Genomic DNA, 14,880 nt, shown 5'->3' on the forward strand with positions numbered 1-14,880 from the left:
TTCTCATAACCCGTTATGGACAAAAATCTCCTCACACCAAAACATCGATGGGCAGAAGGCGGGGTCTCCGGCTATCCACTCACCCATCCCATTGTCGGGCAGGGCGACTTCTTCTACCGCTTCAAAAACTTCATTCCCCTCGTTGATCAAAGCCAGGAAAAGTTCGCCCATGTATTCGCCCTGGTTGCCCAATGGGGCGTGGGAAAATCGCGCCTCGCTTACGAATTAATTAGCCAAATTAACGGCAAATCGCCCGGTTGGTATGTACGCGCAGAAAGCGGTTCGCTGACCCCAGGCAACTTATTTGAAGAAGTCGATCGCGACAAATATTTAGGCTTCTACATTCGCTATAGCCAAATCTACAAAGAATACCAGAACATCGATAACTGGTTTGGCTACGGCTTTTATCAAGTGCTGTTGCCCCTGGCACGGGCAGAATTCGACACGTCCATTCAAGGACAGATTGCCAGAGAAGCCTACGAACGCCTCCTACCTTTGGGGTTCGATGAAAACCGACTGGCAACCATCCTACAGCTTGACCAGAATCATTCTGATGAGGCTCTATACGAACATCCAAACCTAATCACTAACCTCTGTACTGCTGCCCGTGACTATTTGCAGCAATTCGGCATTGAATACTTTTTGATTGCACTGGACGAACTAGAAACGGTGGCTGAGACAGCCACTTTTGGGCTGGAAAGCGAAGACATCAAGTATCTCGATGGGCGAGCAATCAAGTTGCTGGGGAAAGCCATTAAGGAAGAAGACCCACGGCGAAAACTCCCCTGGCTGCGCTACGTTGCGCTCTGTTCTCCAGCGATCGGGGATGAGCTACGCGAAATTCAATCCACTGCCCGCCGATTTGAGCTGGTGGAATTGTCCCGCAATCCTTTTGCGGATGTTAGCGATTTTGTTAAAACCCTAGAACAAGAAGGGAAACTCAATCGTAGCTACCCAACCGGGGTCGTTGAAGCTGCCTACGCGATGAGCGGTGGTAATTTCGGTTGGTTCAACGTGATCATGGCATACGTTGATCAAGTCTTGAACACCTGGAAGAACCCTAATCCGCCGTCCTTGGGTGAACTGTTTTCTGAAGTCGTGAAAGTGTCAGGTCGTATCCGCGACTATGTTCTGGACCACAACGCCATCAACGAACTGCGTCTGAGCGATCGCGCCCATATCGAAGCTGCCCGTGAACTCCTCTATGGACAATTACCTGTTCCTTTAACAAAATGGCAACCTGATCAGCTACAAACCTTGCTATCTGGACAGAACGAATACAATGAACCGATCGCCCTGCGTTACCGCCGTGTAGAGTGGGACGACCTGGATTGTAGCGAAGCTCTGCGCCAGGCAAAATTCCGCCGCGATCGAGACAAATGGTTCTTAACGGGAGTAGATGACCCATTCAACCTGCAACAGCTATTAGACAACCTCAGTACCTACGCCGTCCATGAAAACGGTGGAGTTCGTACATCCGATGGCAAACGGGTTTTGTTGATTCCACTCAAACAAGCGGAATTTGTTCAACTCGTTGGGTTACTGTATCCCCACCCTGCCGCAGAAGATGCTGCCAGAGAACTCTGGAAAAAGTTAGTCGGTCCTGACTTAAACAATACTGATGCAACTCATGTCGGTCCGAGCATCGCTATGCTGGGTCGGTTAAACCTGCGCTACCGCAAACAAGGGCAGAACTCCCTCATTTTCCGTAACCCTGATCAAAACACTGCTCATGAAAAAGCCATGGAGCAGCGCAAGAACCAACCCGCCGACGAACGGGCAAAGGAAATTTTAACCGGCATTATGCGTTTGCTTGACCGGAACTGGGCTTACGATGCGAGTAGTGCTGGGCTTGCAGACGGTTTGGTGGCGATCTCCACTGCCTCTGGGAGCCGCGCCAGGGAGAAGGGCGGCTTAGTGAACTGTGACGATTTGAAGTTACACCCTGATGGCAGACTCATTCTCGCCTGGGTAAGGAATGAAGATGAATTAGAGCGGCTCTGCAACCCTGGTGTATCCCAACAATTTAATACTCATGGTAGAACTCCAGTGTTGGCGTTTACATCTTCTCACTCTTTAGTCGATAAATTTGCTAACCCTGCCTCACCAACACTTAAAGATGCCCGGAGCTACCTGCTGCTTTACCAGCTTTCCGCAAGTGAAGAGTTTGCCCTGCATCAAGTTGGACTGCCAACTGTCGATTGCAAAGGCTTTAGGCTCGATAATTCAGGCTTCAACAGTGCCTTCAGCAATCGTCTTAATACACTACTGCGCCCCCTAACCGATGCAATTCGGCAATGGCGACGCGATCTCGATGCAATGGGGCGAATCGCGTGGCCCCTTCGTCCTGGTGGTCCCCTCAAAGACACAGAAAAAGCCCTACTTTTTAATGCCTGGCGCTATCTCATACTTTCCAAGGCTGCGCCCCACTCCCTCTCAGATTTAGATGAAACGAGCGGGCTGGATGTAGAAGATGTTGTTGATGTTCTCAAGAAGCTAGATCTCAGACCTAAACCAGAGGGCTATACAGAAGACGATCGCGCCATGCTCTTCAGTTCATTGGATGACTCAGCCGATGCAGTCTTCCCCCCTTTCCTAATCAGCATTTTGGAGCACCTGCTTCAAAGCTCGTCCTGGACACTGAACACTGCTAAGCGCGAGTGGTTTTGGGGGTATACCTGGAAAACCGCTAAACCAAAAGAGATCTTCGAGGATTGGATGGGCTTAGCCTGCGATTTACAATTTGCAATCGAAACCTCTGCCGGAACTAGCCGAGATAGTGCCTCCTTCAGCTTACGAACAACATCGGAACTCCGTAACCTGATCACCGAAGCAGATAACTGGTTGAAGAATGACTACCCAAAGATAGTCACTGAAAAGATGGCATTAGTCTTTGGAGAAGACAAGGTTTTTGATTATTTCGCTCCCCGTGGTGCTGCTAAGGTTGGCTCAAAAACCTCTAATGCTGAGGGTCGATTAAACCAAGCACGAGACTATTTATCAGCACTAGAGACGGCAGGGGCAAATCACGCATCTAGCCCCAATGAAGATCAACTGCTGGAATCTGCCAAACAACGAGCAGATTTATTAGATGCAGTCTCCTATGTCTATCTAGACAAGGATTACAAGCAAATCACCAATGATGGGAATGTCCGCACTCTCAGTTTTGAGGATGAATCAGTACCTCTCTGGAAGCGCGTTCGACGGGCTGAAATTTTTGCAGAAAAGACCCTGCGCAACAAAAAGCGTATCTGTGCTCGCATCGATAAGTTACCTGAGCAAATGAAAAAAGATGTGAGGGATTTGAACTTGAATCATTTCCCTGTTCACCTTTTTACCTGGTGTTTGGAAAAAATTCGAGACATTTTAAACGGAGCATTACCCGAAGAAGGTACGCCTCAGGGAAGCACCGCCCGACGACAAGTCACAGAACCTGGCACATTGGGGCAATATCTGCGAGATCTACAGGTAGATAATGCAACGACTCGGCTGTCTCAATTAGCCCGTGAGGTTGGTATTGACTTAGATTCTGAGGCTGAAGCTGACTTAGAGGCGATCGATGGCCAAATCATTACCGGCTTTCGTAACCTGAAGCAGTCCTATGAGCGTCTCTACTCCCAGAAGGCAACGCTCAACCAACGATTGCAGAAGTTAGTTGGCAAACTGCAAAATACCTCAACAGACTTTCCGTACCCAACTGATATCCCTACCCTTGCCAAATTTCAGAACCGGATAGAACTACTTGAAGATACGTTGGAGGGGATTAAAGAAGATGGAGTTGATAACCTTCAGCGTGACGATGCTCTCAACAATCCATCAAAGTTGGGCAACTTCCAACCTTTGATGCAATCAACACAGGGATTATTAACAGAACCTACTCGCGAACTCCAGCAATTGTTAGGGTACGCCGCAACGTTGGAAAATGCCATCACTGGGTATCTAAAGTCGCTTTTAGGAAACCCCGATGTCATTTCCATTGAAAAAGGTTTGAATAGCCTGCTCCAAGTTCAAGGAAAACCCTCTCGGAAAGAGCTTGATCTCCCTGAGCTAGAAGCAGCAGGAAGTCTGCAAGCGGCGATCGAAAAAATCGAAGAACGGAGAGGGAAGTGGGTTCAAGAGGGCAATCGCCTACTTGCTTCTTCTGGAATTACGTTTGAACGGTGGCGACGCATTGTTGAAGCATTGAATGCAGAACGCGACCCACAGCTCGAACCCGAAGAAGCCGAAAAGCTTGTCAATGCCAGGTTACTGGTGCGTACATACCGACTAGGGGGTACGAAATGAACAGCTTTATCTGGTTAGCTGGCAGCTTGTCGAGCCATCGCCGTAGTCGCATCCTGCAATCCGCAGTAGAAGCTCAACCTACAGCACAAATTCCTGAGGTTGGTATCTGTCTACTGTTTGGAACCGATTTTCAAGAAGGGGAAGAAACTTCACAACAAGATTGGTACACCTGGACCCAGAAACCGGGACGTGCTCTACTGCTCATTCCCCCATTTAAATCTGGAAGCTGTTCCATTCCCTCTTCATGGCAGATTTCCCGTCGCTCTGCCCCTCCAGCTCATCAGAATTTGCCACTGGCTACCACCCTCGCATCAGAGGTGCAGTACGAGTTACAAGGGCAGCTCCAGGTTGCGACTCAACTTGGAGGACTCTGGGATGACCAAAGCATTTGTACAGCTTATTACCGTAAACATCCCCATTCTGGTATTTTTGCCATTACTTGCTTGCCGCTCTGGTCCCTGTCAGCTCTTGATCAAGCAACGGAATTGCAGAGCTGGCTGGCTGAATTGTATTTACTCGCTGGCTCTCCCGTAGAAGATCCTTCACTGCCCAAGGCAGAGGAAATTGAGCTTCAACCAGAGCACTACACGGTACTACTCCATCTGGTCAGCGGACCTTTTGCAAATGAGTCAGCAGCCCTCGCTGCACTTCATCATTCGTCAATCTTTGCCGTTGATACAGACCGGGCAAAGGCTTGTTTACAGGATGCTCAGCAACATGGATTGGTCATCGGAGGGCAGTTAACAGAATTAGGGCGCGATATTTTACAACGCAGCCCCTACAGAGCTTATATCAACTCTCTTGAGGCATTGAAGCGATGAGTTTAACGTTCACAGGACAGGGGCGATCTTTACCCCAGACATTAGCCATTCAATCCCAAATCCACTTAGCTGGAACAGTAGGTCGCGTCCTGAAACAAATTCGAGATATTGAACAAGTTGCTCCTCTATTTGTCGATGCAGGACTGGTTCATCCGGTGAAACGGGAGATTGCGCTTAATGCCAGAGTCGCAGGAATTGCAACCAGAGCCACAACGACTAAGACCATTGGCGGCTATCTCTATGCTGCTGCTGCAGTTCGTATGGATTTATCAGCTGGAGACAATGTCATTTCAACAATTGGGCAGGATAGCACCTGCGAACTAGACGACATTGATTATGAAGATCAGTCCAAACGGCTTCAGCTCATTAACGTTCGGCAAGCATACGAAATGGCAGACGCTGCCCTTCGATCTTCTGATCAATTCGATCTGATCATGCTAGACTGCCCTCTCGTTTTGAACCGCAGCATGGTTCCTTTACGGGAAGATGAGAGCGATGCTGCATTTCGGGAAGCTTTTTTTGCTGCAACAGACGCAATTAAAAACTTTTGGAATAATCATCGCGATCGCTTACTTCCCTGGAATCCAAACGGCACAGCAGTTCTGGGCTTGGCTTCTCAACGGTTTGGTGCGATTGTTTATGTTGCTCGCCAGGATCTGCGAACAGAGGCAGGGCGACAGCAGATTCTCGATACCGAAGGAGTTGATGAAACTCAAATTCAAGCAATCTCCAAACTTAGCAAATCAATTTCTGGGATTGGTGAACGGCGCTTCGTACACGGCATTTTGAGCAGCTATACCCGTACAGCCGCTTTTCGAATGAATGTTCAATCCCCCCGCATGGAGCCTATAGAAATAACCAAGTTGGGAGTAATTGGCTTTCATTTCAAAGCATCTCACAGCATGACTCCACGCTTACTTCAACTCATTGGTGATTCCCCCCTATGGACTCGTCCCATGCTGGATAAAGTATGTAGCAAAGTGATGGCTTTGACTGTGGTAGGCGGTGCACAAGCAGCCCCATTGCCAATTCAGCTTGCCGAACGAGAACAAAAAGCGCTTGATAAATTCCTCGAATACTACAACCAAGGAGTTTTGCAAGAAATTAAACGCAAAGAAATTGAGGATCTTTGGTTGTCAGATTTTGATAGCCCCATCTAACCGAGGTGAAAAATAGTGAAACATCAAGTACTGGGCAAATTAATAGGAAACACAGGTGATCCCAATAATCTAACAATGACGCTGGCTTCCTCATTTGCAGGCAAGCGGGGCGAATTTGTTCGTATCCGCCACAAAGAGCGAGAAGACCAGAGTGTTGATGTTCTAGGGCGAATTGTTAGCGTCGTCCGGAGCAATGTTCTGTATAACTCTGATATGGGATCTTCAGTTGTTGAATTAGAGTTATTACCGGGGGCTCAGGTCACTGGAGAACGGGTTATGGCTCGGTTAGAGCTAATCGGCTACAAAGACCTATCCACTGGACAAATCAAAATTCCTAGACGAGCACTTGACCCTGGTGCCAATGTTGAAACCGTTGATTACTACTTTCTCAGTTCGTTCTATGAATTTGATGAACAGACCAGCCTTCACATTGGCAACCTTGTAGGCTACGAAAGCGGGGAGAATACTGTTCCTGTCTATCTTGACGTGAATCGCTTAGTGACAGAGCACTTAGCAGTTCTAGCAATGACAGGGGCAGGAAAATCTTATACCGTGGGTCGCATTATTGAGCGGCTAGTTGTTTTGAATAATGGAACAGTCGTAGTTTTCGACCCCCATGGAGAATATGGCAGAGCACTGCAGGGTGGCAATCTTCAGTTCAATCTAACCCTCAGCTCGATTGAAGATGCGCGCGATCGCCGTACCATTGAGGAGATTCAAGAGGGCTTCAAACATCTAGCCAGTGCCGGAATGGGCATTGTGGCTTATACTCCTCAAACCCGAGACTTTAGGGAGAAATATGCCGGGAAGAACAAGGAACTTGCCTTGCAGTTCGATCGGTTCGAAATGGATGACATCAGCGAAATTCTTCCTGGGTTAACAGAACCACAGCAGCGTGTTTTAGATGTTGCGATTCGCTACTGGCGGTTGATGGAAAAAGCAGAACCCAGAGACATTAACCGTTTGCGGTATTACCTTGGAGATGGGTTGGAAGAATTAAGAGAATGGGATGAGCTGAGCACAGCAGAAGCGACAGCGCTCAATAGTCGTAGTGCTGCAGTTGCCTCACTCCGGCTCTCTCGTTTGTTGAATGAAGCCCAGAGTTTCTACTCTGCTGCTCTACCTCGCCCTACTGATCTCTACGAAATGGTAGGACGTCCTGCTGACAAGCGCGGAAGACTTGTCATAGTTGACTTACAAGGCTTAAGCGATACGGCTAAACAAGTCATTACTGCCCTGATTTCGAGTGAGATTCTACGGCTTGCCTCCAGCAAAACTGACCCAATCCGTCCATGTTTCTTGGTTTACGAAGAAGGACATAATTTTGCACCAGCCGGACAAGACGCAGTTAGTCATCGGATTATTAAAAAGATTGCAAGTGAAGGACGAAAATTCGGAGTTGGGTTTGCGATCGTCAGCCAACGTCCTTCAAAACTCGATTCTGACGTAACGTCGCAATGCAACACATTAATTGCGATGCGCTTAAAAAATCCTGATGATCAGCGATTCATTACTAAAACATCGGACATGGTGAGCAAAGCAGATATCGAAGAACTACCCAGTCTTTCCACAGGGGAAGCTCTAATCTACGGGCGTTCTATCCCTGCTCCTCTTCTAGTGAAGGTAGGCACAAAAGCACTATTGCATGGAGGGCAATCTCCAGAGGTTCTTGAGGTTTGGGGGAAGTTTAATGGTGTTTCAACTTGAGGAAACTCTTGCTACCAAACTACAAGATTTGGAACTTGCAAGAGAAATATTACCCCTGTGGACGGATTGGGGAGTTGAAGATTCCGGTGTTTTAATTCATAGTCTCGGCGTTACTTTTCTGACATCGATAGGTCAACATCTTGGATACGTTGCAGTTGGTGAAGTACCGGTTCCTCACCAAGGACCCTTTGCCCACATTGGCGATGATGTTCGATCAGACTCTATTTGGTTTGACCGAGCAAACCGCTCCCCAGTTTTGATCGCTGAATTTGAGCGCTACAGCGGCTCCGACGAGCATAAATTAAAGTTAGAGAGTAAAGTAAAAAACCTCCTGCTAGCTCAGCATCGTTGCAACCCATTATCAAAACCAACAGCAATTCTTCTATTGGCTTACTGGACTAAAGGACTTGCTTCTCTTCCGAAACATGCTGAGCTTCAGAGCATAGTACAACGTGGATTTGAAACGCGATCCAGGCAGAGAGTATTGGGATGTAATAGTCGATTACTTTTTCTCCAGTTTGTTATGCAGGAGAACGAGAGCAGTTTATTGCACTTAACTCGAATTATCACCAGGGGAGTTTCATGAGCCGTCAAAATCCTTTTTTCCTCCTACGAGCAGATCGACGCTTAGGCAACCGCTACGAACTACTGGAATGTCTAGGAGACGGTTCCTATGGCTGGGTATGGCGAGCACAACGGCTCGAAGATAACGAAATTGTCGCTGTTAAAATTCCGAAAGAGCAAGGCGCAAAGAATGAGGATCTTGCTGAAGGGGAAAGGTTGTTGGGAGCAGAGCCTCACCCAAATATTATTAGTCTCTTTTGGATGGGACGTGTTCCACCTGAAAAGGAGTGGTACGCCATTGAGATGGAGTACTTTCCTAGCCAAACCCTTGCACAGCTGATAGAGCGGGACGACCCTCAGTTCTTAGACAGCAAAAATCAGGCATTTCTAGCTAGCTACGAACGAGTTCTCAGTATCTACCAGCAGGTATTAGCAGGCATTGAACATTTACATAAACTAGGTATGTCACATGGAGACATCAAACCCCAAAACATCCTTATCTCAGGAGACCTAATTAAACTGACTGATTTTGGTTGTAGTGCCCTTCCAGAAGAAATGTATGCCCGAACCCGCCAAAACGGAGGAACAATTCTGTACTCTGCACCTGAAGTTGTTGGCTCTTCTTGGCGGGGACGTAGCTCTCAAGAACTTTTCAAGGCTGACATTTATAGTCTTGGAGTTCTCCTCTATTACCTTGTTACAGCAAGATTACCGCACGATACTCTTAGCCAAGTTGCACGCCATACGCCCTTTCCTCGCCCACGGGAAATTAACTCTTCTATTTCTCCATCTTTAGAGGACTTTATCCTACATTGCTTAGCTTTAGCTCCAGAGGAGCGCTGGAATTCAGTAGAAGATTTGGTCACTGCGTTTGGGCAGGTTCGTCGCTTTCAGTTAGACTACAACCTCATTCGTCCGTTACCGATCAAAGAACGCCCCTCAGAAGATTGGTCATCGCAGGTTGTTCGCCTCATTGAGGATAAGGAATATCGGCAGGCAGAACATGTTGCGGCAAGAGAGTTCGCGAGGAGTGGTGACCTTCACGCTTTCCTTTTAATGCTGAAGTCTGCATATAAAGACAATCGCTACTTTGACTGCCTTCAAATTCTTGAGTCACACTCAAAAGTTCTTCTGGATGAATCTTCCCTTCTTAGAGATCTGCGTCGCATTGCTCTAGCCACCTACATCGAAACACGCCAAATTCGGCAAGCTGAAGAGATGGTTGAGAGGTGTTTAGCAGATGACAGCGCCTCGCCCGAAGTCCTGATGATTAAAGCATCCCTTCTGGGTCTTCAGGCTAGGTATGAGGAAGCATCAAAAATTCTCTTGGACTTAAATCGGCAATATCCTGGAAAACCCAATATTTTGAAACGACTAGTTCTGGTTTTTGAACAGTTGCGAGATACGGGCAAGGCAATTGCTTTTCTCCGTGCGTACTTAAAGGGGTCTCCTGAGGATGTTTGGGCATTACGAAAGCTTGAACAGCTGTCCGCCATAGGTATACGGTGAACTGGAAAATCTAAAAATATAAAAGGCTAAAATTAGCTTTTTACAAAAGACCTTTTTAACTGAATTAGATTTTTGATAAAGTCTAATTGGTCTAAAGAAGAATTAGCCATGTTAACAATTGCGATCGCCTCGCTGAGCGGAGGACAAGGGAAAACAACTGCTTCGCTTATGCTAGGACGTTTACTCTCTCGGCAAGGTTACCCAACTTTGCTGGTTGATGCAGATCCACAGCACAATCTGACAACCTACATGAATCTGGAACTTCAGGCCAACCAGCCCACACTCCTAGAATTCTTGAAAAAGTCCGTTTCTGCGGAAGACGGGATTTATCCTACAGAGGGGAACGAAAACTTGTTCCTTATCCCTGCTGATGACCAGCTCGATACTGTGCAGGATTATCTCTCCAATAGTGGGGTAGGCGCAACCTTGCTGAAACGCCGCCTTGAACCCGTTGCTGATGCTTTCAAAGTCTGCATTGTTGATGCTCCACCTCAGCGATCGCAGATATGCCTCACGGTGATTGGAGCTGCCGATGCTTTAATCATTCCCGCCGAAGCCTCTGTCAAGGGATACGGTTCTCTGGTCAGAACTCTAGATCTGTTGCGAAACTTACAGGATGTAGGTGCGACAGACGCTCAAGTCATTGGCGTATTACCATTTCGCGATCGCTGGATCGGCAACACCCAAACCCAGGAGAGCAGATCAGCAGTTGATGGAATGAGGGAAGAGGTTGGTGAAGATGCGATTTTACCCTCTATTCGTGAATCCGAGCGGTACAAACAAGCTATTAATCGTCGCTCTACTCTAAGTGAACTGGGCTACAAAGAATTGGAATACCCCTTTGAAGTCCTAATCGGCAAAATTAGTCAACTGGTAAAAAAACAAAAAACCAAAAGATAAAAAGCTAAAATTAGCTTTTTGTAAAAAAATGTATTATCAAGCACCTTCTGAGTCGGGCTGCTTCAAGAAAGAAGTAAAATATCAAATAGCTAAAAGCTAATTTTAGACTTTTAACTTTTTAGCTTTTAGCATGTTGATAATTTAGTTATTTGTCCCTAAATACCTCCTTCACTATGTCAGACAGTGTTCTAGACCGAATCCGCCAAAATCGTCAGCGGGCAGCTGTTCCTCCCAGAAGCGATACGCTGATTACAAAGGCACAATTACCAGAGCAGGCTGAAGAAGCTCAATCGACCGAGCTGACTCTAGAAGTCAAAGAGCCTACCAGTATTGCGAATAACAGCGATACGCTAAAAGACTTGAAAACAGAGCTGGCACAGATTCCAGAAACGAATCGGCATTCTGCGATCGTTTTAGAAAAGGAACTTGACCAGCATCTGACGCGCTACTGCAAGGACAACCGTATAACCGTTGAGGTCTTTCTCGAAGCTGCTTGGATCCATGCTTCCTCCAATCCAGATGTAATGGAGGAAATTTTGGCAGAGGCAAAGCGTCGTTATTCTGACCGAAAACGGGCAGGTAAACTGCGCCGCCTCATCACTATGCTTGAAGGACAATCTTGAGCTGACAAGTTAAACGGAGCCAATTGTGCCCAAAAAGCCTGAGGAGCAATCCCCCCAAGATCCTGACACACAGGTAAACAAGCAGTTGGAGATTATCGGTACAGCTGATCCTTACCCAACTGTACTGAGTGCTGTCGTTGAGTTGATGGAAGCTGCCCGTCGTGCTGCCGCACGGTCAGTCAACGCTATCATGACCGCAACCTACTGGGAAATTGGACGGCGTATCGTTGAAATGGAGCAACGAGGGGAAAGCCGTGCTGAGTACGGAAAACAGATTATCGATCGGCTAGCTAAAGATTTGAGCGAACGCTTTGGACGGGGGTTCCAAAGGAGTAATCTATTCCAGATGCGTTCCTTCTACCTGACCTACCCTCATATTGGACAGTCTTTTTCTCCCGAAAAATTGTCTCCCGAGATTTTCCAGACACTGTCTGGACAATTCCCTCTTCCTTGGTCTCATTACGTGAAGTTACTCTCGGTTAAATCCCCAGAGGCACGGTCTTTCTATGAGGCAGAAGCGTTACGTGGTGGCTGGTCTGTACGCCAGCTGACTCGACAGATCAATACTCAATACTATGAGCGCGCTTTATTGTCTCGAAATAAGGCAGCTATGCTGGAAAAGGGGTCTGCACTACGCCCTGAAGATGCCGTTACGCCCGAAGAGGAACTGAAGGATCCCTTCGTCCTCGAATTTCTCGATCTTAAGGATGAATATTCAGAAAACGATCTAGAGGAATCTTTAATCCGGCACATTGAAAGCTTTCTGTTGGAATTAGGAGGCGATTTCACGTTTGTTGGACGGCAGCGTCGTTTACGAATTGGCGATCAGTGGTTCAGAGTAGACCTGCTCTTTTTCCATCGCCGTTTACGCTGTCTGGTAATTATCGACCTCAAGCTAGGAGAGTTTACTTACGCGGATGCAGGGCAGATGCATATGTATCTCAACTATGCTCGCCAGAACTGGACATACCCAGATGAAAACCCTCCTGTTGGCTTGATCCTATGTAATAAGAAGAATGAGGCAGTTGCCCACTACGCCCTCGAAGGGTTATCGAACATCTTGGCGGCGGAATATCAAACAGCCTTACCAGACGAAAAGCTGTTAGCAGCGGAATTAGAACGGACTCGTCGGGCACTGGAAGCTAGCCAAACTAACAAAAGAGAGCCTGATAAGCAATAAAAGGCTAAAATTAGCATTTACTGAAAAGCTAATTTTACCAATTGGAGTAAATGAACTACCCCGCTGCAGAGCAGACGGGGTATCAGAATCAAAAAAGCGTAAGCTGCTCATCTCGGTGTAGCTTGAGATATTCATTACCCTGATTCTTGACGTAGTTCGCAATCATCCCTTCATTCCCGTGTTTCCCAACCGTACTTGCAAAATAGCCATCACTCCAAAACTCTCCGCCCCATAGCTTTTGTTTCACCTGAGGACAACGCCGAAACACTTCCTTCGCCGTCAAACTCTTGATCATTTTGACCAACTTCGTCACGCTGTACGTGGGCACCGATCGGACTAAAAAATGCACATGGTCTTTGTCTACACCGATTTCTATAAATTTGACCTCGTAGCGTTTCTCAATCTCCAGGCAAACTTCTCGCAGCACTTCATCGACCTGTTCATCAAACACTGCCCGCCGATACTTTGCTGGAAACACCAGGTGATATAGCAAGACGGTTACGTTATGACTTTTGTGGACGTACTCGCTCATCCCTGCATCTTACGCTGCAGAGCAGCGGGGAATCGACCCGCAGAGATTGAAGTGAAGCTGTTGTGAGGTGAATTTAGGCTGAAACTACTACCAGACTTAGGTTATAGGCTAGTTTAATTGTACTGTTAAATTTCAAATGACCTAAAATTTGCCTCTATCAATTAACGAGTTTACGCCGTTTCAGGCTTTGCCTTGGTTCTAATTTTCCCTCATAGCACGTTCGCTGACACTGGTAGCGAAACATTCCTTACCACACTAAAAGACTAGAATCTTCGTCGTTCCCTGGCTGAAATTCATCGAGTTTTGTAGATCGAACAACAGCAGAATAGGTAGCCTAGGCATGAAGAAATAATTCGCCGCCAGTGTCACTACTTCAATTACCCCTATCGAGCAGGTGAGAACGAAAGTGGTAATTCCGGCTTCTGTCCTGTGATCATTTGAGCGATCGCCCTGCCTGCCCCAAAAGCGATAGGCATCCCATGTCCGGTGTAGCCAGCAATGATGTACTCAGCCGGATAGCCAGGTAGTTCACCGACTAACGGATTATCATCCGGGCTAAACCCCATAATGCCCGTCCACTCTCCTTGAACTTGGACGTTGCGTAATGCTTCAAAGTGGTCTGGTAAAAACGCCCGCAATCCCGCGCTAACAGATGGTTCAACCTGACTATCATCCTCAATATTCCACTCGTGCGATGGGGATCGCCATCGCATCCCGCCCAGAACAATTCGACCATCAGGGCGTTGCAGGCAGTATTCATAGCCGTGATTGGTAATCCAATCAAAGTTCCATAGTGGTGGGACGGGTGCTGTGACGATGACCTGTCCCCGCACAGGCACGATCAGATCCCTCAGGACAGGGCGCAAATGACGCGCATACGCATTGGTCGCATGGACCACAAACTTTGCCCTAATCTCACCGCGTGGAGTGTGAACAATCAAACCATTTCGGCTTTGCTCAACGGCTTCAACCTGCGTCCCGGTTAGAATATTGGCTCCGTTTTGCATCGCTGCACGGGCGATCGCCACGACTAACTTAGCTGCCCAGACCTGAGCATGTTCTTTGTAAAGGAATCCTCCCAGGAAACGTGAACTCTGGGTGTGATGCATAGCCAGCTCCTTGTCCCAAAGCTGGACATCAAATCCTGCCTCCCGCATCAACTCAAACGACCGCCGTTGTTGCTCAACCTCCAGTGGGGTCAATGCCAGCGATGCCAGAGAATTGAAGTGGAGGTCGCAATCAACCTGATGTTGGTCAATAAACTGATGCACTAGTTCAACCACGTGTTGGGTGAAGTGCCAAATGGCTAGCGTTTCTTTTAGCCCGTGGGTGGCGATCGCATCGGCAAAGTCTTTGTTCGTACCGGGTGCTAGATGTCCTCCGTTCCGACCAGTTGCACCTTCTGCTAGCCCTCGTCCCTCCAACAACACAGTCTCGACACCCAACTGGCTCAGCCAGTAGGCAACACTGACACCCGAAATCCCTCCACCAATCACCACTGCTTCCGATGCGGTGGGCAACTGAAGTGTACTTTGGGGATGCCGATTGACTGAATCTGTCAGCCAGAAGGAGTCAGACAGGGGTTGCAGGTTTTCCATTC

Annotated in this window: 11 protein-coding genes; 9 read left to right on the top strand and 2 right to left on the bottom strand. The window is 47.6% G+C overall.

The features are described from left to right. Nucleotides 1-15: 15 nt before the first annotated feature. The 9 genes from H6G00_RS22365 (at nt 16) to H6G00_RS22405 (ending at nt 12,748) form a co-directional block, all read left to right on the top strand. The gene (locus H6G00_RS22365) at nt 16-4,284 is read left to right on the top strand and encodes a hypothetical protein (RefSeq protein ID WP_190798445.1); all 4,269 of its coding nucleotides are present in this window, start codon (nt 16-18) and stop codon (nt 4,282-4,284) included. Further along, nucleotides 4,281-5,105: a hypothetical protein gene (locus tag H6G00_RS22370; RefSeq protein ID WP_190798446.1), complete on the top strand. Its 825-nt coding sequence runs from the start codon at nt 4,281-4,283 to the stop codon at nt 5,103-5,105. Before H6G00_RS22365 ends, H6G00_RS22370 begins: the two co-directional genes overlap by 4 nt. Continuing rightward, nucleotides 5,102-6,265, top strand: a complete 1,164-nt coding sequence (locus H6G00_RS22375) for a hypothetical protein (protein WP_190798447.1) — start codon at nt 5,102-5,104, stop codon at nt 6,263-6,265. The genes H6G00_RS22370 and H6G00_RS22375 overlap by 4 nt, the downstream gene beginning before the upstream one ends. Before the next feature lie 15 nt (nt 6,266-6,280). Further along, complete coding sequence (locus tag H6G00_RS22380) at nt 6,281-7,972, top strand: ATP-binding protein (protein WP_190798448.1); 1,692 nt, start codon at nt 6,281-6,283, stop codon at nt 7,970-7,972. Beyond that, on the top strand, nt 7,956-8,558 hold the full coding sequence (locus H6G00_RS22385; RefSeq protein ID WP_199318655.1) for a hypothetical protein: 603 nt from the start codon (nt 7,956-7,958) through the stop codon (nt 8,556-8,558). The genes H6G00_RS22380 and H6G00_RS22385 overlap by 17 nt, the downstream gene beginning before the upstream one ends. After that, nucleotides 8,555-10,045 carry a protein kinase gene (locus tag H6G00_RS22390; RefSeq protein ID WP_190798449.1) on the top strand — a complete coding sequence of 497 codons (1,491 nt, stop codon included), beginning with the start codon at nt 8,555-8,557 and terminating at the stop codon, nt 10,043-10,045. Before H6G00_RS22385 ends, H6G00_RS22390 begins: the two co-directional genes overlap by 4 nt. A 108-nt stretch (nt 10,046-10,153) precedes the next feature. Continuing rightward, nucleotides 10,154-10,945, top strand: coding sequence for a ParA family protein (locus H6G00_RS22395; RefSeq protein WP_190798450.1), 792 nt, complete (start codon nt 10,154-10,156; stop codon nt 10,943-10,945). Nucleotides 10,946-11,118: 173 nt separating this feature from the next. Further along, nucleotides 11,119-11,568: a hypothetical protein gene (locus H6G00_RS22400; RefSeq protein ID WP_190798451.1), complete on the top strand. Its 450-nt coding sequence runs from the start codon at nt 11,119-11,121 to the stop codon at nt 11,566-11,568. Nucleotides 11,569-11,713: 145 nt separating this feature from the next. Continuing rightward, the gene (locus tag H6G00_RS22405) at nt 11,714-12,748 is read left to right on the top strand and encodes a PDDEXK nuclease domain-containing protein (RefSeq protein ID WP_190798485.1); all 1,035 of its coding nucleotides are present in this window, start codon (nt 11,714-11,716) and stop codon (nt 12,746-12,748) included. An 88-nt stretch (nt 12,749-12,836) separates the two neighbouring features. Here the strand turns inward: H6G00_RS22405 and tnpA are convergent, their stop codons facing one another. Further along, nucleotides 12,837-13,280, bottom strand: coding sequence for an IS200/IS605 family transposase (gene tnpA, locus H6G00_RS22410; protein WP_190798432.1), 444 nt, complete (start codon nt 13,278-13,280; stop codon nt 12,837-12,839). A gap of 383 nt (nt 13,281-13,663) precedes the next feature. Then, entirely contained in the window at nt 13,664-14,878 is a 1,215-nt protein-coding gene (locus tag H6G00_RS22415) for an FAD-dependent oxidoreductase (protein ID WP_190798452.1), read from the bottom strand. Nucleotides 14,879-14,880 lie beyond the last annotated feature (2 nt).

Source organism: Leptolyngbya sp. FACHB-541, assembly GCF_014695875.1.
Lineage (GTDB): Bacteria > Cyanobacteriota > Cyanobacteriia > Elainellales > Elainellaceae > JAAUTN01.